This window comes from Mesorhizobium ciceri biovar biserrulae WSM1271, from assembly GCF_000185905.1.
Taxonomy (GTDB): Bacteria; Pseudomonadota; Alphaproteobacteria; order Rhizobiales; family Rhizobiaceae; genus Mesorhizobium; species Mesorhizobium ciceri.
In genome coordinates, this window is the sequence record NC_014923.1 from 3,958,088 (window position 1) to 3,975,328 (window position 17,241).

A 17,241-nucleotide genomic window follows, 5' to 3' on the forward strand; every position below is an offset into this window, starting at 1 on the left:
TTCAAGTCCCGCTTGGAGGCAGGATGAAGGGTGCGGTCTGTCGGTGCGAAAAGATAAGCCGTTTGAAAAATCAGGCTAGCAGAAGGGCCGTGGTAGCCTCGTCATCGGCCATCTCCGCCAAATGGCGCTGTATCATCAACTGGCCCATCTTCTGCTCCAGCATCGCGGCGAGATCCACGGCGGCCGGCTGATCCACAGGCACGCCTGCCCGCAGTGCTGCGATGATTTGCGGAGAAAGCTCCGGCCACTCGACTACCTCATGGACCGGCTCTTGCCGCTCGTTGAGATCGACGATTTTGCCGTCTCGCACGTACTTGATGGGCCGGCGGTAAAAGCCGGGATCGCCACCGAAAGGATGGGCAATGACAGGCGATTCCGCCGCAGTCGGAAAGTACCTGTTCGGGAAGTACCGTTTCCCGAAATAGCGGTCAGCAAACATCAGTTCGGGTCCAGCGTCACGCCCAGGCGGTTTCCGTCAGCATCGACCGAGGCCACAATTCGGTTCCTGGTGTCTGAAACATCGCGGAAGACAGCGGTCGCGGTCGTCATTCCGCTGGCCTTGCCGAGCAGCGAAGCATTCTGCAGCCTGGTCGACTGGCGGAAGGTCAAAGCTCCATCCACCACAGTATCATGAACGGCTGTTGCGACAGTCGTGGCGCTCGGGATGTCGCCGACAGCAGCGGGAGTGGCCGGGATGTTGTCGGTCTTGACCTTGATCGCTCCGGTATCAGCCTTGACCGCAGCGATGTCGGCCGAGAATGAAGCTCCTGCCGGGGCGCCAAGGCGGTTAAAGATGGCAGTAGTCGCCGTGGCGATATCCGATGCGTCGGCGGGATCGGGCGGCAGATTGATGGTCTTGTTGCCGATCGCGGCTAGCTGGGTGTCAAGATTGGCCGAGGCCATACCGACAGCGGTGCGCACGCCCGGCGCATCCAGGTCGTTGAAGCCTGTCACCCCTGTTCCCTTGGCCAGGACAATGTTCGTGCCGGCGGTCAAGATGCGCGTGGTGGTCGACCAAACGGCATCGAGCGCGTTGGCCGCAAACTTGGCGGCAGTAAGCGCGCCGGCCGCGAAGGTGTTGGCGGTGATCGCGCCGGAGTTCCATGCCGTGCCGCCAGCGTTCACCACGTTGACGCCGAGTTGCGCGGTGGTCGCGCTCACGGCAGAGCCCGCGATATGCGTCATGTTCACCTCCGGCCGACCAGCGGCAAATGCGCCGGCAGCGCCGCCGAACTGGGTGACATTCGAGGCCGCCACACCGGCAGTCAGGCTGATCTGTCCGGTACCGGTGCCAGAGGAAAGCAACACGCTTGCGCCGATGTCGCGTGCGGTCTGCGCTGTGCCTGCGATTGCAGAAACGTCAACCCTGCCGTTGGCGTCCACAAGCTGGGTTCGGCCGCTCGTCGTGTCGCGGCGGAACAGCTCAATAACCCGGATCACCGGAGCCATGCCCGCAACGTTGATGTGGACGACGTATTCCTCTGCGTCGGAGGCAGCAGCGATGGTGGTATCTTCATCAATCAGGAGGCGGTAAAGACCGGGACAGTTGACGCTATCCAATTCCACGATGGTCGGGGTGGTGTAGAACGCACGATTGAGGCCGTTGCGCTCGCGCAGAACGGTGAACCCCGTGAGGCCAGTCTTCTTCGTCTTCAGGTCAACGCTGTCGACCGCGACGAAGTAGATGTATTGGTCGACTTTGCCGGATGGAATTCTCATGGGCTTGGAGCCACTTCGCCGTTCAGGCCGACGCTGAAGAAATCAATCTCGACGTCGGGGTTGGTCGTGACTTGAGTAAGGCCAACCCAACCGGCAGCAGCCACCGAAGCATCGACTACGGTTTCGTCGTAAGCCCCAGGTTCAGCGGCTCCGTCGTGCCACGTCTTCCTGCTCAATGAAGTGCCGTTCACTCGAAATCGTGTCCAAAGCCAATCGTTGGCCACCAAATTGGGGGACGGTCCAAACGAGGCTACCCCCAGAGCGGTGAACGTACCGCCGACATACTTGCCCATCTGGGTGACGTACTGTGTGCCGCTAGTTTGACCACCGGGAGCGCTGCGGTAGCCTGCTTCGGATGCCGCAGCCCCCGCACCTCTCGCCCAAGGAGCGATAAGATTGTCGTTGATTACCCACGCCTCGATCGTGCGCATGCGCATCAGTATCTCTACGTCGGCGGTGTTCGGCACTCGGTTCCACGAGAGCGCTTGGCGATTGGCGGCTGTCTTTGTCCAGCGCAAAGCCTTGCCACCAAGGGAACCCGGAACAGTTTGGACAAGAGCGGTAAATCCCCCCGCCACCCACCTGCTCGTCCAGTCAGACGGCTGCGCTCCCACGGTGTATTCCGAGAAGAACGTCATGTATTGGTTCGCGCCGATGATCGGGTTCAGCAGCCCCTCCATGAACTGGATCGGTTGGCCGGGGTAGAACTGCCCTTGGTCAAACATTAGCCGATGTTCGCCCCAGCCACAGCGTCGGCGACCGTCTTGAGAGCGCTGTACTCCGTGACCATCTTGGCGAGCTTGGCCTTCACACCCGCCTCGTAGGCATCGCTGGTGCCGTAGGCGTTGATGGCCGAGATGACCGCCGCGTAGTCTGCCGGGATGGCAGCAAGAGCGGCAGAGGCCGAGGTGGCGTTCGCCTTTGCCTTGATCATTACCTGCCGCTGGTCATAGAGACGCTGGGCAATAGCTGCCATGCCAACTTCGATTTCACTGGTGGTTGCCATTTACTGCATTCCCTGTTGCTGTTGAGGCTGGACTGTCTCGACGCCGGCCGGGCGGCCCTGCTGGTCCTTGATGATCCGCTTCGGCGCCGTCAGCGCCTTGGTGACTTCCAGCATGAATTCGCCGAACATCTGCCGTTGCGCGGCAAGCTCCTTAAGGACCGCTTCACCGCCGATGGGGTCGATTTGAATTGGCGGAGGAACAATGCCGTTCGCGGCCAGGACCTGGTTCTGGTCGGTTGCAGCCGCAATCTGTTTGGAGCGCAGATCGAATTCCTTTTCCTTCATCGTCATGTCGTGCTGCTCACGGGCGAACTGCATATTTTGTTCTGCCTGGGCACCCTTAAGCTTCGCATCAGCAGCTTTTGCCGCCTGGTCCTCCGCTCGCGCCTTCGCGTCCGCTTCCGCTTTTTGTTCGGGGCTAGGCTTTGGTGTCTCAGGCTGTGCGGCTTTCGCCTTGGCATCGGTGACCATCTTTTCCAGAACGTCTTCAACAGACTTGCCGAGATTGAACAGGCGCGAGTTGGCCGCGAAGATTTCGACGGCAACCTCTTTCGGAAGCTCGCCGGACTGGACCATTGGGCCGACAGCCGCCCAGTACGCGCCTGCCCCTTGCAGGAATTCCGCCGCCTCGGCTTTCTGCCGCGACAGGTCCGCCTTCACTGTGGAATCGCTTTCGACATCGATGCGGTACATGGTCGATAGCTTCTGGGTGAGAAGCTGCTGAACGCTCTGCATCTGTGCCAGCTTGGCCCGCCGGGCCTTCTCCGCCATCTGCGCAGCCTGGGTGGCCTGCTGATACTGCTGCAACTGGTCGGGCGGCAATTGCGCACCCTGAGGAGGCGGTGGCGGTGGTTGAATGGGCGTGAGATCCTGTTGCGTCGGGATGATCTGGACACCCGTCATCTGCTGAAGCGTTTCGTGTGAAAATTTCGCAGGGATGATTTCCGACATCATCACGAACAGATCACGCGCGCCGCGTTCCATCATGCGCTGCATCTTCTGGATCCGCAGCGAGCCCCACTGTGTCTTGATCTGCTGGGCGCCAAGCGTCTCGTTGGATTTCGAGGCACCGCGAACGATGTCCGATATCCCGGTGATTTCGTAAATCGCCTGCTTGGTCTGCTCACGGGCGTTGTACAGCTCGCGAAGGACAAGGATGAACTTTTCGACCGGCCAGAACGCGACGGCGCCAGCGAGCCCGCCATTGGCCGCCCAGATGTCGGCATTGCCGATCGGAACGAATTCCGTGTCGTCGGCCGCCAGCATGTTGGCGATGTCACCGGCATCTCCCGAAAACCAGCCTTTCACCTTCATGTGGTTGGTGATGATGTTGATGCGCTTGGTGGTCAGGTCCAGCTCGTCGGCGAGCTTCGAATAGATAGAGAACGGGTTGACCGGCATCAGGCGGCCTGTGAGTTCCACCGGCTGCACAGGCGTTGCGATCGGGAAGAAATTCGTCAGGCCCAGCGGGTCGTCTACCGTCTTCAGGATCACGCCCGTATCATCAACGAAGTACACCTTGAGGCTGGTTTTGCACCAGATTTCCCAGCCGGTCAGATCATTGTCGGACTCGCCGCGCGCCTTCTTTTCCTGGTCGCTCGTCTGCATCCCGATCATGGCGGAATCGAACGCCGTATCTTCGTTCTCGCGCGAGACGACGAAGCGGAATGACAGCCATGGGCAATCACTCCAGCGCTTGGCCGGGCCATGGCGGAAGTCACGCCAGCTTACGGCCTCGAATTCGATGCGCTCGTTTGCGAGGCGTTCGGGCTGGCTTGCCGCAGGAGTGCCGCCAGATGGCGATGAATAGTCTTCCCCGCCTTCAGGCTCACCGCCAGCCTCTGGAGCGCCAATATCTGCGCTCGCGTCATCGGCTGCGATTTCATCAGTCACGTCCTTTACGATGTCGCTCTTGAACCGGAGCCGCACCACGCCGCGACCAGCCAGGAAGGCGTCTTGGGCCTCGCCCTCCAGTTCGACCTGGAGCTTTGAATCGTCGACCTGAACCTTGATCGACCGCTCGATGATTTCAGCCACGTCCTTGCCGGCTGGATCTTCATCGGCGAAACGGCGGCGCACGTCTGGCGCGGGCGGGCTGTTGATGACTGCCGGAACGATGGTTTCGACGTTGGCATAAAGAATGTTGAAATCGTAGGTGGTGCCGAGCGTTGACGGGGTGAAGTCGTTGCTCGCTGTTTCGCCAGTGAAGGCCTTGACCGCCTTTTCCGCGTCGTCCAGCCACTGCTTTTCAAGTTTGCCGGCTGCTTCGACGCGGTTCAGCCATTTGGCTCCCTCGTCGCGAAGGGCCTTTCCCTGCTTTTGCTGGTCGGGTGTGCGCTTGTCAGCCTTGGCCATGGCGGCAAGATGCCGGGCCGGCCAGCGAAAACATAAGCCGCTTGAAATCGGGAACCGACTGTAATCGCTTTTCTAATGTGGCTTCCAAATCGTAATCGGATTTTCGCTGGTTATCCGAGCATACATCTCAACACAATACCGGTCGCTCATTCCGGATATGTAGTCACAGACCACCCGAGCTTGCCAAGCCTCGCTGTCGATGGTCCCATAGAGCTCCCGCCAGTCAGATGGCAAGAGGCTGCGGTCGCCCATAAAGCATTCGAATAGCGTCTTGATTATCTGGTCTCCGCGCTTCTCAGCTATCTTCAACATCGGGGAAACGATTAGCAGCTCGAACGCGAAATGCTTGAGGGTCTCGACGCTTTTGAAGGTGTCCACATCGAGGTGCACCGCAGACATAGACGGGCAGGAGGAATCTGGGATCACCTGGACGCCGCGGATAAAACGCCCGACCAAATCTGATGTGAACGAGGTTCGAAGATATCCCTTCTCAGCTAACGCTTGTGACCCTGCTGATGTGTGCGTGCCAATTAGGAACGACAATTCCGCTTCGGTGGCCCCTTCGTTAAGTTTCTTGAGCGTGGCGTCGTTGAATTGAAGAAGGGGTTTGAATATCTCGCCCAGAATGTCGTTGACGTCGGAAACCGCAAACGAAGCGGACACACCTGGAAGCTTAGTCGACAGGCTTTCACGTACCTTGGCCGCAATTTTTTCCTTGAACTCGTCGTCCTTCGCCATCATGGCCAGCGGGGTCAGAAAATTGGCTTTGAAGGCGTCCTCAAGGTCGTATGTCGAATATGCGATGTCGTCAGCGACATCCATAATGTGGCATTCGATCGTCCGAAATTTGTCACCGAACTCCGGCGCCACATGCGCCTTGATCCGCTCGACGAGTTTTCCCTCCGATGCATAGTATCCTTTGACCGGTTTCTTTTCGGAACCCTGACTAACGCGAGCCGCTTCAGTTTGCGGAATAATCCGGTCATATTTCAGAATTGAAGCAAGGGATCGATACGTTAGATTCAACCCAAGCCGGAGGTCAGTTAATGACACCGGATCCACAGCGCGAGGGCTGCGTGATGCACTCGGGAATTCCGTCGTGGTTTTCTTTTCAATCCTTGCAATGAGCCTGAGTGTTTGCGCGTTGCCCTCGAACCCGCCATGCCGGAGCATCAGTCGATCCAGCGTCGCCTCCCCGTTGTGGCCGAACGGCGGGTGGCCTAAGTCATGGGCAAGCCCTGCAAACTCCACCATATCCAGATTGATAGGGTTGCGTTTGAAGAACGGATCAGTGCTGTTAATTCGGATGGCGATTGATTTCGCGATCTGCGCGACTTCCAGAGAGTGCGTCAGCCTATTTCGGAAAAAGTCACTTTCATGTGAAGGAAAGAGCTGTGTCTTCCCTTGGAGGCGACGGAACGACGGGCAATGGATCAAGCGGGCAAAGTCGCGCCTTGATTGATCCCTGTATTTTTCCACCCCGAGCGTTGCACTCGGGGTAACCACCGCTTCTCTCAGCCAGTCATTTTTTGTGTACAGCCTTGTCCTTGCTGGCATTCCCCTCACCCCGACCTGTATGCGACGAAACTATCCGGCCTCCTTTTGTAGAGACCGATATCGTCACTTCCCCCTTCGAACCGGCTATCTTGACACTGGAAACGGACGACAGCCGCTCCGCCGCGTAGGCCCGCGCTCCGTGCAAACCCGCTGAATCTGCAAATGCCGATTGCCTCGCCATAATTGCTCTCCCGTTGGCCTTTGGATTTCGTCACCTTACCGGGTCACGCATATATAAACAGTCTTGACTTCTCACACGTTCCGGAAAAATTCGATTCTTTCCGGCTCGGGCGAAAGATGAGCCGTCACTCCTCTGGCATGGTTTTGAACTTCCGCACAATCATTTCAAAAAGGATATCTGAGATCCACATTGCTGATACTCCAATGAGGAAAGCCGCCGCCAATGTGGTTGTGTCGTCGGCCGGATCTGGGATCGGCAGGCCTGTCGCCTTGAAATAGGACACCACTGGCAGCGTGAGGTAAGCCGCCGCCAGCGCGCCACAGACGGGCGAGGCCACCATTTCGCGCAATTTGTACCGATGCCGCGAAAGAGCCCGCAGAATGCCACCAGAGAGGCCGGCGACTAGGACAGGGGCCTTGATCCCCAAGAGGTCCAAGAAATCGTGCATCATGGCTTCCAGCCACACCAGTCAGCGCCCTTGGCGTCGAAAGCGTTCATTTCGTCGAGTTCGGCTCGGGTCATTATCTCAACGACCGGCAGCGACGGCCGGCGGGGGGTGTTGTGGTCGCACCAGACCTTCCGAGGGTCTTCGACTGGGGCCGCTGCTACGCATGCCGACAGAAGCAGGATTGCCGGGACTATCAGCGCTTTGCCCATTTGGTGGCCTCCGATCGAGCTTGATCGTCAGTCATGCCGGCGGCCTGCCGTTCGGCTGCTGTTGCCTCCCGGTTCATCTCCAGACTGTCCTGGGCGGCGGCGAGGTCTCTGGCCGCCTGCTTGGCCTTGTCCTTGTTGGCGCGGCGAATCCCACCGGCAACGAACAGGCTGACGCCACCGACGACAGCCGCGAGAATGGCCATGATGACCTTGTTGCCGATCACGGCACTGAACAGCCCCACTAGCAGCTCAGACATTTGGCTTGTCCTTGACGAAATAGCCGACGAGTCCGCCAACGACATAGGGTAGCGGCTCCCAAATCGCGGGGTCGGCAAAATCTGGGAAGTTGTGCACGACAAGTGCCTTCACGATGCCGGCCGCCGATGCCGACACCATGGCGGCTGTCAGCTTATTCGTGGGCAAAACGCCTGGCTGGCGAACCGTTCGCATGGTCAGTTCCTCTTGAAAATGGCACCGACAACCGCGAACAGCAGCCGCCACAGCCAGTTGCGTTCGACGGTCTTCGTTTCGGCAGTCTGGGTTGGCTCGGGATAGACGATCTGCAGCGAAGCTGGCGGAACGGGAGCGGGTACAGGCGTCGACGGAGCGATGACAGGCTGAACCGCGGCTTTCCCCTGCCCTGCCAAAATGAGCGACTGAGTGCGGACCGACTTCACCCGATCACTCCAACCGCGCCCAAAAGTGGCCCATGTCGGGAGCCGCTTCAGGAAGCTCAGGCGGGCATCACAGAGCGCATCGATGACGACGCCCGCCGGCTTGCCGTTTGTGGCGGCGATGGTCGCTGGGCCTATGCGCCCGTCCTGCACCACACCGACAACAGCCTGAAGGTACTTCGCTACCCGTGACGGGCCGGAATTTACCGCGAAGTCAAAGACGGCGTAGTCCACTCCATCAGGGAGTTCAGCAGCAAGAACCGCGTCCCAATAGAACCTACGATAGACCGTCGCCACCTGGGCATCGCTGATCTTCCTTAGATCGGCTTTGGTCGCGTCAGCCTTCACGTATTTGCGGAAATTGGTGAGTGTCACCCCCTTCATGGTGGCGCCGCCGGGATCAGCCGGATTGTCCGACCAGAGGCCTTCAGATTTCAGAACGAGCGCGAGCGCGCGGGCGAAATTGCGGTCCACGGCTATGCCCTCCAGAACTTGACACGGGTGTAGACTTCAGCGCCGCCGAACCCAGCGGCGTCACCAAAGCCGTCGCTGCCTCGGCTGACCCCTACCCGATGCTCCAGCCGGTAGACATGGCCGGCGACAACCGGGGCTCCACCTGAGCTGAAAGACACCGCACCATCATCCGAATTGCTGCTTGCGGCGTATCCACTGACAGTGCCGGCGGTGATGTCGAAGAGGCGCGTTTGATGGTTGTTGTTGTCGTCTTGCGTAGCCGGGGCGGACCACTCGCACCACCCGTCCACGCTGGGCGTAAAATTCGGGTCGGATAGGGTGACGAGGGACAGCGGGTCACGAACCTTCGTATTGAGCGTTCGGATAAGCCACGAACCGGATGCGCATGCCCCGCCGTTCGTGCCGGATGGCTTCTGATCTTCAATGACGACATCAGGAACGCCATTGCCGCCGCCCCATTCTGGAGCGGTCGCGCCGGCATTCATGCGCAATGTCTGGCCAGCCGCTCCCTTGGCGAGCCTAGCCGGCAGCTTGGCGCCAGACAGGTAAAGGATATCGCCGGCTGCGGTCGATGCAGGCAGGGGCACAAAAATCTTGGTTGTGGCCCCGTCGCCAACGACAATTGCGTTGTCGTCAGTGTCCCACTGGACCCGCCCTTCTGTCGTCGGCGTGGGCGATGCACTCTGTTCAAGCACCAAAGCCGGCCCGGCTATGGAGGTCCCTGCGGGGATAGCCACCGGGCCGCCGCTCGCCCGCTGGTAGCCGACACAGGCCCAGTTGCCGCTTCCGAGAGACCGGAGCGTCATGACATCGCCGGTCGCCGTGGTGATGTTCGCCGCGCCAGGCAGGATCAAGCTGGTTGCGTTGTGGGTGAGCGTTAGAATGCCCGCGAACGTCAGAACGCGCTCGGCGCCGGCCGCCACGGTGCCGAAGGCGGTGATCGCGACGGTTCCGGTGACCGTGACTGCGACACCCGTCGCATTTGCGAGATTGACGGTGGCCGCCGATGCCAAACTGGTGCCGGCGGCGTTGAAATTGTCGCTGCCGCCTACAGCAGTTGTAGCGCCCGATCCACCCGCCGTCAGTGGCCTTGCCGCGTTGGCATCGGCAACAAGATCGGCGACAAGCGCATTGTATTTCGCGCTTTCGATGGTGGTGTTTGGTGTTCCAGCGGTCCCCGGAGGGGCCGAATATACTCCACCAGCGCGCGGCATAGCTGCTCCAATCTAACGATCGAGGCATGATCGCCGCCGGGGGCGCGAAATGATAAGCCGCTTGTGGATAGTGAGCTTGATGCTAGGTTGCCAAATATTCAACCCGGCTCGAACTTGGGAATATTGGGGGACGCCACTTTGATCCGCATTTTGGTCACACTCGCCGCAGGAGTTTGCTTCGCATCTTCGGCTTCGGCCGGGCAGGACAACATCCACTTCCTGGCCGGGATGCCCGATGCCAAGTTAAACTTGGCCGCTAAAATGGCAGGCAACCTCAACGGCGTTATGCAACGGTGCCGGCTGAGACCTACAGAAGATGGGAAAGCTATCATTGCTGTCCCTGTGCTTTTGTACGACGGGATAGAAAAACACCTGACGCCTAATCCTCCTAAGTTCAAGAAGGCCATTCGCACATATGAAAGAGCTTACGCCATGGCGGTCCAGAGGGCGGGAAATTGCCAGACGGAGAAGGCCAAATACCCAGGTCTTTATCGGTAGAGAATGCGTATGAACCGCATATTGGTATTGGGCAGGATTTCCAGAACGCTTGTGATTGGTGCTCTTTGTGCCTGGCTCCCATCAACGGCTGAGGCGAGTTCCGAATCTAAGGTTTTTCCCGAGGAATGTGCCCCTCTGAGGCAAGCAAACGAGTGGGTAAGTAATGCTCCATCGCTTCAAATGACATCTCAGTTTCAAAGATTTGGCGATGAGCCTCAGTTGGCCATTGAGGAGTTAGTCTACACTTCGGATACAGTGTATACGCGGGATCATCCCTTCCGGCCTTGGCGCGCTCAAAAGCGACCTCTGACAAAGATGGACGCCGGATCGCTGGAACCTGACAATTGTCGTCGCCTTTACGAAGCCACGCTTGATAGTGTCAAAACCGTTGTCTTCCAATATGACAAGACCCTTGAGAAGGAAAAGCAGTGGTATCGCTGTAATATCTGGATCGAGACCCCAAATTATAGACCCCTCAAGGCGATCTGCGAGGGTCCATTTGAATGGACAAGACGCTGGTTCTATCGTTCTGACATTTCGGTTCCAATCGTGAAAACCGATTTTTAGCGACTGTTCCGCCGCCGCCTCACCATCGCATCAACCGCCTCTTTGACCGTCTGGCCGCTGCGGATTGAGCCGTCTGGCATCGCCTGATAGGCGCCCTTATCGCCTTCTGGCTTTACCACCGCAACGATTGCCTCACGCCACGCGAGGCCCAGATATCGGAACGCGGACGCGTAGTGTTCTGCCCAGTTCTTGACCGGCACGTCCCGGAAGCATTTCTTGTCGTCATCCCACTCGCGGCGGAAAGCCTTCAGGCCCTCGATGCCATCGGCCACACGCTCATTGTCGGCGAACCGGGCGAGCTTGATTGTCTGCCGGCCGGCATTCACACCATCGGCAAAGCTCGCAATGCCGACCATCTTCGGCTTGCGGCCATGATCCTTCAGCGTTTGCAGCCGCGTGCGAGCCGTTCCCCATTGCGGGTGCAGGATATCGTGCGGAACGTAGTCGTTGCCCTTGTAGCCCTGGTCGTCGAGCCATTTGCACCAGTCTGCGAGGTCTTCGCTGTCGGGTAGATAGAAATCGACGATGATGGGCGTACCGTCGATGACCTGAAAACACCAAATGGGATTGTTGGCCGCCTTGCCCAGGTCCCAGACTGTATGAACCGGATAGGCCGGGTTGACCGCAATTGGACGACCAATGCGCCCGTCCCGCTCTGCCTTGGCAACTTCGGCGCCCCAATATGATCCGACGAGCGCGCCCGCGAACGAGCAATAGAATTCCTGGTCAATGAGGAGGTCGGCAATCTCTTTGCCGAACAGGCCGGTATAAATCACCCGCTGCTCTTCAATGTCCGCCTCTGATATCGCCTGTGTCGCATCGACGCCCAGGACTTCGGTGAACCAGCCGCGCGGGTTGGTCAGCGGATCAAAGGCGTTTCTCTTTGTGGCGTCCAGCATGCCCTTGGCGTGATTGTTGCCGCGTGGGGTGGTGATGAACGAAGCCCAGCCCCCGTTCTCTGCCAGGATGGGCGACAGGTACGCCCACGCCGCCGGCTTCGCCAATGCCCATTCCGAAAAGGTGATTCCGACTGGTGGCGATCCAACCAGGCTGTTGAAGTTGTCGCTGCCAACGACCTGGAAAGTAGACCCGACCTTGAAGCGGACAAACATTTCATTGTCGTTCATGTTCTCGATTAGAGGCTCTGGGAAGGCCTCGAACAGCCGGCGCTTGCCCGAGTGCGGGTTGATCGCGTTCCAGATTGCCTTGCGCGCCTGGGCGGCCTCCGGCAGCATGTGCCAATACGTGCCGGGACGCTCGTGCGCCGACACCGCATGCATGTTGAGGTTGATCTCGTCCTTGCCCGCGCGACGATGCCAGAACAAGAGCTGGCGCTTACACCCCTGCTCCCATGTGTCCCAAGCCTTCTTCTGATACCAGCGAGGCCGCCAGCCGGCGTTAGGTAGCTGGATTGTCGGCATTCGCCTGTGCTTCCTGGTCCGCCAGCTTCAGCACTTGAACCACTAGCGGGCCGCCCTCGCCGTCAGTGAGCGCCACCTTGGCCCCGTACTTCTTCGGCCGCATGCGCTCAGCAATCCATTTGCGCGTGTCGATGCGCAGCCGCGAGCGCTGGATGTTCTCGCTGTTGAGTTGTTCGGTGGTGGTGCCGTCGCCATTGACCTTGGTCATGTAGTCGTTGCGGCTGTCATCGGCGATGTCGGGCATTTCATCGACATGGATATCTGCCTGGAGTTCCCGCGCGCGCGCGTATTGGTCGCAAAATGCCGCGCGGACCGGATCAAGTAGCCATCGCAAGACGGTAGACTTGTCGGGCATCTCATCGGCCAGGCAAATCGACCGCAGGCTGTTCCCCTCTGCCAAGCTCTGGCAAATGGTGTCGGCTATCTCCTGGGTGAATTCACTTGGTCGTGCCATTGCCCGACTCCTTCAACCTGATCTGCACAAGCCGGACATTGATGCCGAGCTGCTTCGAAATCTCTCGGGCTGACATGCCGAGCGCCTTCATGTCGTTGATCGCTTTCCGCCTTTGCAAGGCGAGTAGCCGGCCCCGGTGTTTGAAGGCCCGCTTTGCCCTCACGTCACCCTTGTCTCGGGCTCGTTTCACGTATTGGACGACAGTGGTGGGCGAAATGTCTAGACACTCCGCAATCGTCTCGTAGGTCGACATCTCCTGATACATGTCGAGCGCCTTGTTGCGGCGCCTGGTCACGATGTCGACGACCTTCCCGCCCCTCTTGTTGAAGGACGAGTAGGCATAGAACGGCAGCGCGGCACGATGAGGACGTGAGGTCATCTGCGCTCCCGTCATATTCTAGAACTGTAATCGAGCTGTTGGCGGATTAAATCCAGCGGCGACACTGGGGCCGGGACGGCTTGTTCCCGCCCCTGCCCTGCCAATTCGTCGGCTCGCTCGTTGCCCACGGCGCCGGCATGGCCTTTCACCCACTTGACCTTGATGAACTGCAGTTCATCCCGCGCCCTATCGATAGCCTGCCATAAGGCCAGGTTCGCGATGGACTGGTTTTTCTCGCTGGCGTTCCCGCCCTTCCGTTTCCAGCCTTTGGCCTTCCAACCTGGCACCCACTCGTTCAGCCCTTTGACGGCATATTGGCTATCGCAATAGATCACGGCAGGCTCTGCCGGTGCCGAGGCCGCGACCCAAGCCAACGCCATCAGCAGGCCGGTTAGTTCCATGGTGTTGTTTGTGGCAGTGGCCGCGCCGCCGAAGCTGGCATCAATCTCAACGCCGTCCCGATAGACTGCAAAACCCCACCCGCCGACGCCGGGATTTGGTTCACAGCAGCCATCACAGTAGATCACCAGCGCGTCAGATGGCATCTCGTGTGTTTGTCCGTGCGAAGGCCTTGCCTTGCCCTTCTTCTTGGCCACGAACGGTTGACCGCGCGTCGGCACAGGCCGGGGCGTCGCCGCGCCTGTGCAAATGATATCCTGCAGCTTCTTGAGCAGCGGGAAATGCGGGGCCGTGCGATCAGCCGGAAACTTAATGCGCTGGTCGCTCAGTTTCTGGACGAAGAACGCGGCTTGTCGCTCGCTGACGATCGACTTTGTGTCGACCCCTTGAGCTACTAGCCATTTGCGCAGCGGTTCGAGACCGGCCGGCCAAACGTATTTCATGTGGTCTTTTCCCTTCATGCTGCACCGTTCGTTTCAGGTCGAGGACTGTGACTGATCCGGCCAAAAACCTCGTCGGCGAAAGCCCTTAGTTCCCTCTCGATGACGTCATCGGCCAAGCCGGCCGACACCATCTGGGTCCGCATACCTGCAATCACCTGTTTCCAGTACTGGTCGGCCCCCTTTCCGGATCGATCGGACAGAACTTCGACGGTTCGACGGATCTTTCCGACCCGGCGATTTGTCGGGAAGGGTAAGACGTCACACGATGCATCAGTGATCGGCTGTGCTCTCAGACTCCGCATTGATATCCCCTCCGATATATGTATAGGATTTCGGAACTCCGAAATGTCCTTGCTATTGAATTCATGAGATTTTTTGGCGCTGAAATCATCACGAGGCCTGACGCATTTCGGAATTCCCAAGCGGCGGCATTTCGGGATTCCGAAGCGAGGTTTTTTTCTTCCGCCCGAGTTTGCCGCGCTGTTCGGCCAATTGCTTCCTGATTGTTGTCGACCACTCTTTCGCCTTTGCCATAGTGAAACGGCGCCATTCGTTTGTTGCAGCTGCCCCTTCGAAATCCCCGGTAAAGGTCAGGCGATATGTGTTCGGATGAGACGTGCCATCGCCAGCCTTCCCACGCTTCACTCGAATTATCCCTTTGAACTCGAGCTCACCGGTCGCATCGGCCACGTATTCGCCGGTCACGCCGTAGTCGATGAACTGAGCATGGGTCACGACAAGCCGGCCGTTGCTAAGTGCACCGTGCGAGACGTGTTCAATTATCAACCGGAAGAGTGCCCTGTAGGCGTTGCCGCTAAGCGTGCGGAACGCGTCAGACTCCATGAAGTCGGCCGTCAAAGCCTGCCAGCCGTTTTCGTCGACAGGCGGCTTGGTGCGCTTCCTGACTAGATTGTAGGTCTTGCCCTTGGTGGTCCGATCTTTCTGACCGGCGCTCAAGCAGCAACCGCCTTCTTCTCATTGACGCTCATTTGAAGGCCAAGCCGGGCGGCGATCGGCGCCACCGGGACTACAATCCGGCCGCCAATCTTGATCGTTTCGAAGTCCCCTCTCTTCGCCGCGCTGTAGGCAGCGTTTCGGCCCAAATCGTAAAAAACTGCGCCCGCAACCGGAACAGATACCGTTGGGCGCGCCAGAGCTTCATCAAGCGTCAAAGTGACCTCCATTGGGTTATGCGGAATATGTGCATATCTCGTTCTAAGCCAATTCGGCATTGTTCGCAACGCGGATATGTGCATATTCCCCAATTTCACACGAATGGGGACAGCCGATGCCGAAGGGGTACAAGGGGCGCGAGAAGACTGAGCGGCTCCACATGCTCATTTCGCCTGAGGAGTTGGAGGCCGTCGACAATTGGCAACACGCAAACAAGGTTGCAACGAGATCGGACGCGATGCGCCGCCTTGTTCAGATTGGAATGCGAACGGTGCGGTCGATGCCGTCAATCGTCAAAGATGTGGCCGATGTTCTCGACCTTGCAGCAGAAGCAACAGATATCCCTGAACTAGTCCTCGCCGGCTTGGAGGTGGAGGATGCCCCCCAAGTCGAGGTGGACAAAGCCATTGCTCATAGGCTCTTTGACTCCGTGAATTTCGTGTTCAACCGACAGATTGAAGCTCAGGACAATCTATTTCGCCTGCTCGTGGAAATAGCGCCACTCATAAACAACCCTGCGCTTTCGGAGGCGATCAAAGACGCCGACCGCCTAGCGGCGGAGGAGTATCCCAACGAAGAAGTCTTGCTGGCGATCGGCGCATCTCGCAAAGTTCAGCTTGAATGGTGGAGAAAGCGGAGAGACAAAATCCAGGCCCAGCGCCAACAAGCCCATGAGAAACGCGAGGTGAGCGAATGAAAGGCCATATCCGCGAACGCAGCCCAGGCCATTGGGCAATCGTCCTCGACGTCGGCGAGATTGACCCGAAGACCGGCAAGAAAAAGCGAAAGTGGCATAGCTTCACCGGCACCAAGCGCGAGGCGCAGAAGGAATGCTCGCGCCTCATCACGGTTCTTGACCAAGGCCTCTATGTCGAGCCGACCAAGCAGACGGTAGCCGAGTTCCTGGACGAGTGGCTTGGCTTTATCAAGCCGTCGGTCGCACCAAAGACGCTCGAACGCTATGCCGAGATTTGCCGAAAGGGGCTGGCGCCACTCATCGGCAACGTGATTCTGTCCAAACTGAAAACGGACCGGATTGACGCGGCCTTTACGACTGCACTGACGGCGCCACGCGTCGACCATCGCAAAAAGAAAGATGGCGGGCCGTCGAACGCCCTTCCGCCGCTGGCGCCGCGAACGGTCCATCATTACCGTCGAGTGCTGGTTAAGGCCCTAGGCCAGGCAGTGACCTGGGAGCGGCTGTCACGCAACCCGGCATTGGCGACGACGCCACCCAAGGTCGAGCGGCAGAAGATGCTCGCCTACGATGTCAGCCAGACAGCTACGCTGCTGGAAACCCTTCGGCCGACGAGGATGTATATCCCGATCCTGTTGGCGGTGACGTGCGGCTTGCGTCGCGGAGAGATCCTTGCCCTTCGCTGGCGGCATCTGGAGCTTGGAGACAATCGCCGGCAGATGTCGATCGAAGAAAGCGCCGAGCAGACCAACGACGGCGTCAGGTACAAGGAGCCGAAGTCAGGGCGGGCGCGCACCGTGGCGCTGTCGGCCAGCACTGTCGCCGAACTGAAGGCGCATCGCGCGCGTCAGGCTGAGGAGCAGTTGCGCCTAGGAATTCGTCCGGACGCCGACAGCTTCGTTGTCGCCCAGGTCGATGGCCAGCCCCTCCAGCCCCGTTCCCTCACGCATGAGTGGGTGCGCGTTCTCGGCAAGACATCCCTGCCCCGCATCCGATTCCACGATTTGCGGCATACCCACGCCACGCAGATGCTTTCGGCCGGCGTTCACCCGAAGATAGCAAGCGAGCGCTTGGGGCATTCGAACATCGGCATCACGCTAGACCTTTATTCGCATGTCATGCCAGGAATGCAGGCCGACGCAGCGGAGCAAGTTGACGTGGCATTGCAGGCGGCTATAAGCAGCGAGCGAAAAGGCAAATAGTTGCAAAGTGCGTAGCAAAGGGCGTTTTGATGCCTGCCGCTAATAGACAAAACCGCAAGGATTGCAATTAGTTGGAGGAATGGCCGAGCGGTTTAAGGCACCGGTCTTGAAAACCGGCGTGGGTGCAAGCTCACCGTGGGTTCGAATCCCACTTCCTCCGCCATGTTTTCA

21 protein-coding genes and 1 tRNA gene are annotated in these 17,241 nt (G+C 58.9%); 4 read left to right on the forward strand and 18 right to left on the reverse strand.

The genetic code is table 11. The features are described from left to right. Positions 1 to 70: 70 nt before the first annotated feature. From MESCI_RS19195 to MESCI_RS19245, 11 genes are all read right to left on the reverse strand, one after another. The gene (locus MESCI_RS19195; protein WP_013531605.1) at positions 71 to 439 is read right to left on the reverse strand and encodes a hypothetical protein; all 369 of its coding nucleotides are present in this window, start codon (positions 437 to 439) and stop codon (positions 71 to 73) included. Next, on the reverse strand, positions 439 to 1,719 hold the full coding sequence (locus MESCI_RS19200; protein WP_013531606.1) for a hypothetical protein: 1,281 nt from the start codon (positions 1,717 to 1,719) through the stop codon (positions 439 to 441). The genes MESCI_RS19195 and MESCI_RS19200 overlap by 1 nt, the downstream gene beginning before the upstream one ends. Further along, positions 1,716 to 2,444, reverse strand: a complete 729-nt coding sequence (locus MESCI_RS19205) for a hypothetical protein (RefSeq protein ID WP_013531607.1) — start codon at positions 2,442 to 2,444, stop codon at positions 1,716 to 1,718. The genes MESCI_RS19200 and MESCI_RS19205 overlap by 4 nt, the downstream gene beginning before the upstream one ends. Then, positions 2,444 to 2,725 (reverse strand): hypothetical protein, encoded by a 282-nt coding sequence (locus MESCI_RS19210; RefSeq protein WP_013531608.1) that lies wholly within the window; start codon positions 2,723 to 2,725, stop codon positions 2,444 to 2,446. Before MESCI_RS19210 ends, MESCI_RS19205 begins: the two co-directional genes overlap by 1 nt. Further along, positions 2,726 to 5,080: a hypothetical protein gene (locus MESCI_RS19215; protein WP_013531609.1), complete on the reverse strand. Its 2,355-nt coding sequence runs from the start codon at positions 5,078 to 5,080 to the stop codon at positions 2,726 to 2,728. It abuts the gene before it with no gap. Between the two features lie 72 nt (positions 5,081 to 5,152). Beyond that, positions 5,153 to 6,637 carry a deoxyguanosinetriphosphate triphosphohydrolase family protein gene (locus MESCI_RS19220; RefSeq protein ID WP_164919938.1) on the reverse strand — a complete coding sequence of 495 codons (1,485 nt, stop codon included), beginning with the start codon at positions 6,635 to 6,637 and terminating at the stop codon, positions 5,153 to 5,155. A gap of 305 nt (positions 6,638 to 6,942) precedes the next feature. Beyond that, positions 6,943 to 7,266, reverse strand: a complete 324-nt coding sequence (locus tag MESCI_RS19225) for a hypothetical protein (protein ID WP_013531611.1) — start codon at positions 7,264 to 7,266, stop codon at positions 6,943 to 6,945. Between the two features lie 193 nt (positions 7,267 to 7,459). Next, positions 7,460 to 7,732: a hypothetical protein gene (locus MESCI_RS19230; RefSeq protein WP_013531613.1), complete on the reverse strand. Its 273-nt coding sequence runs from the start codon at positions 7,730 to 7,732 to the stop codon at positions 7,460 to 7,462. Then, on the reverse strand, positions 7,725 to 7,925 hold the full coding sequence (locus tag MESCI_RS19235) for a hypothetical protein (protein WP_013531614.1): 201 nt from the start codon (positions 7,923 to 7,925) through the stop codon (positions 7,725 to 7,727). The genes MESCI_RS19230 and MESCI_RS19235 overlap by 8 nt, the downstream gene beginning before the upstream one ends. 2 nt (positions 7,926 to 7,927) lie before the next feature. Beyond that, positions 7,928 to 8,623 (reverse strand): glycoside hydrolase family 108 protein, encoded by a 696-nt coding sequence (locus MESCI_RS19240; protein ID WP_013531615.1) that lies wholly within the window; start codon positions 8,621 to 8,623, stop codon positions 7,928 to 7,930. Positions 8,624 to 8,625: 2 nt separating this feature from the next. Continuing rightward, a complete protein-coding gene (locus MESCI_RS19245) occupies positions 8,626 to 9,837 on the reverse strand; it encodes a hypothetical protein (protein ID WP_013531616.1) in 1,212 nt (403 codons plus the stop codon). A 63-nt stretch (positions 9,838 to 9,900) separates the two neighbouring features. Between MESCI_RS19245 and MESCI_RS19250 the strand changes: the two genes are divergently transcribed. After that, the gene (locus MESCI_RS19250) at positions 9,901 to 10,335 is read left to right on the forward strand and encodes a hypothetical protein (protein WP_027036516.1); all 435 of its coding nucleotides are present in this window, start codon (positions 9,901 to 9,903) and stop codon (positions 10,333 to 10,335) included. Positions 10,336 to 10,898: 563 nt separating this feature from the next. On the opposite strand, the gene MESCI_RS19255 is transcribed toward MESCI_RS19250, so the two are convergent. The 7 genes from MESCI_RS19255 to MESCI_RS19280 all read right to left on the reverse strand — a co-directional run bounded on the left by MESCI_RS19255 (position 10,899) and on the right by MESCI_RS19280 (position 15,170). Further along, positions 10,899 to 12,323, reverse strand: a complete 1,425-nt coding sequence (locus MESCI_RS19255; RefSeq protein WP_013531618.1) for a hypothetical protein — start codon at positions 12,321 to 12,323, stop codon at positions 10,899 to 10,901. After that, positions 12,301 to 12,777: a terminase small subunit-like protein gene (locus tag MESCI_RS19260; RefSeq protein ID WP_013531619.1), complete on the reverse strand. Its 477-nt coding sequence runs from the start codon at positions 12,775 to 12,777 to the stop codon at positions 12,301 to 12,303. The genes MESCI_RS19255 and MESCI_RS19260 overlap by 23 nt, the downstream gene beginning before the upstream one ends. Then, positions 12,761 to 13,156, reverse strand: a complete 396-nt coding sequence (locus tag MESCI_RS19265; RefSeq protein ID WP_013531620.1) for a helix-turn-helix domain-containing protein — start codon at positions 13,154 to 13,156, stop codon at positions 12,761 to 12,763. The genes MESCI_RS19260 and MESCI_RS19265 overlap by 17 nt, the downstream gene beginning before the upstream one ends. Before the next feature lie 11 nt (positions 13,157 to 13,167). Then, positions 13,168 to 13,998: an RNase H family protein gene (locus MESCI_RS32675; protein ID WP_013531621.1), complete on the reverse strand. Its 831-nt coding sequence runs from the start codon at positions 13,996 to 13,998 to the stop codon at positions 13,168 to 13,170. Between the two features lie 14 nt (positions 13,999 to 14,012). After that, positions 14,013 to 14,300 (reverse strand): DUF6074 family protein, encoded by a 288-nt coding sequence (locus MESCI_RS33280; RefSeq protein ID WP_013531622.1) that lies wholly within the window; start codon positions 14,298 to 14,300, stop codon positions 14,013 to 14,015. A gap of 88 nt (positions 14,301 to 14,388) precedes the next feature. Then, entirely contained in the window at positions 14,389 to 14,955 is a 567-nt protein-coding gene (locus MESCI_RS19275) for a hypothetical protein (protein WP_013531623.1), read from the reverse strand. Then, positions 14,952 to 15,170, reverse strand: a complete 219-nt coding sequence (locus MESCI_RS19280) for a DNA-binding protein (protein WP_245268549.1) — start codon at positions 15,168 to 15,170, stop codon at positions 14,952 to 14,954. Before MESCI_RS19280 ends, MESCI_RS19275 begins: the two co-directional genes overlap by 4 nt. 116 nt (positions 15,171 to 15,286) lie before the next feature. Here MESCI_RS19280 and MESCI_RS19285 point away from each other — a divergent pair, with 116 nt between their 5' ends. The 3 genes from MESCI_RS19285 to MESCI_RS19295 all read left to right on the forward strand — a co-directional run bounded on the left by MESCI_RS19285 (position 15,287) and on the right by MESCI_RS19295 (position 17,233). Then, positions 15,287 to 15,868 (forward strand): hypothetical protein, encoded by a 582-nt coding sequence (locus MESCI_RS19285; RefSeq protein ID WP_013531625.1) that lies wholly within the window; start codon positions 15,287 to 15,289, stop codon positions 15,866 to 15,868. Continuing rightward, positions 15,865 to 17,070: a tyrosine-type recombinase/integrase gene (locus MESCI_RS19290; RefSeq protein ID WP_013531626.1), complete on the forward strand. Its 1,206-nt coding sequence runs from the start codon at positions 15,865 to 15,867 to the stop codon at positions 17,068 to 17,070. Before MESCI_RS19285 ends, MESCI_RS19290 begins: the two co-directional genes overlap by 4 nt. A gap of 73 nt (positions 17,071 to 17,143) precedes the next feature. Next, positions 17,144 to 17,233: transfer RNA gene (locus MESCI_RS19295), tRNA-Ser, on the forward strand. Positions 17,234 to 17,241: the final 8 nt, after the last annotated feature.

What these genes read in the sequence shown, in the direction of transcription:
- MESCI_RS19195 (WP_013531605.1), bottom strand. Translation starts at nt 439, where the DNA reads ATGTTTGCTGACCGCTATTTCGGGAAACGGTACTTCCCGAACAGGTAC.
- MESCI_RS19200 (WP_013531606.1), bottom strand. Translation starts at nt 1,719, where the DNA reads ATGAGAATTCCATCCGGCAAAGTCGACCAATACATCTACTTCGTCGCG.
- MESCI_RS19205 (WP_013531607.1), bottom strand. Translation starts at nt 2,444, where the DNA reads ATGTTTGACCAAGGGCAGTTCTACCCCGGCCAACCGATCCAGTTCATG.
- MESCI_RS19210 (WP_013531608.1), bottom strand. Translation starts at nt 2,725, where the DNA reads ATGGCAACCACCAGTGAAATCGAAGTTGGCATGGCAGCTATTGCCCAG.
- MESCI_RS19215 (WP_013531609.1), bottom strand. Translation starts at nt 5,080, where the DNA reads ATGGCCAAGGCTGACAAGCGCACACCCGACCAGCAAAAGCAGGGAAAG.
- MESCI_RS19220 (WP_164919938.1), bottom strand. Translation starts at nt 6,637, where the DNA reads ATGCCAGCAAGGACAAGGCTGTACACAAAAAATGACTGGCTGAGAGAA.
- MESCI_RS19225 (WP_013531611.1), bottom strand. Translation starts at nt 7,266, where the DNA reads ATGCACGATTTCTTGGACCTCTTGGGGATCAAGGCCCCTGTCCTAGTC.
- MESCI_RS19230 (WP_013531613.1), bottom strand. Translation starts at nt 7,732, where the DNA reads ATGTCTGAGCTGCTAGTGGGGCTGTTCAGTGCCGTGATCGGCAACAAG.
- MESCI_RS19235 (WP_013531614.1), bottom strand. Translation starts at nt 7,925, where the DNA reads ATGCGAACGGTTCGCCAGCCAGGCGTTTTGCCCACGAATAAGCTGACA.
- MESCI_RS19245 (WP_013531616.1), bottom strand. Translation starts at nt 9,837, where the DNA reads ATGCCGCGCGCTGGTGGAGTATATTCGGCCCCTCCGGGGACCGCTGGA.
- MESCI_RS19255 (WP_013531618.1), bottom strand. Translation starts at nt 12,323, where the DNA reads ATGCCGACAATCCAGCTACCTAACGCCGGCTGGCGGCCTCGCTGGTAT.
- MESCI_RS19260 (WP_013531619.1), bottom strand. Translation starts at nt 12,777, where the DNA reads ATGGCACGACCAAGTGAATTCACCCAGGAGATAGCCGACACCATTTGC.
- MESCI_RS19265 (WP_013531620.1), bottom strand. Translation starts at nt 13,156, where the DNA reads ATGACCTCACGTCCTCATCGTGCCGCGCTGCCGTTCTATGCCTACTCG.
- MESCI_RS32675 (WP_013531621.1), bottom strand. Translation starts at nt 13,998, where the DNA reads ATGAAATACGTTTGGCCGGCCGGTCTCGAACCGCTGCGCAAATGGCTA.
- MESCI_RS33280 (WP_013531622.1), bottom strand. Translation starts at nt 14,300, where the DNA reads ATGCGGAGTCTGAGAGCACAGCCGATCACTGATGCATCGTGTGACGTC.
- MESCI_RS19285 (WP_013531625.1), top strand. Translation starts at nt 15,287, where the DNA reads ATGCCGAAGGGGTACAAGGGGCGCGAGAAGACTGAGCGGCTCCACATG.
- MESCI_RS19290 (WP_013531626.1), top strand. Translation starts at nt 15,865, where the DNA reads ATGAAAGGCCATATCCGCGAACGCAGCCCAGGCCATTGGGCAATCGTC.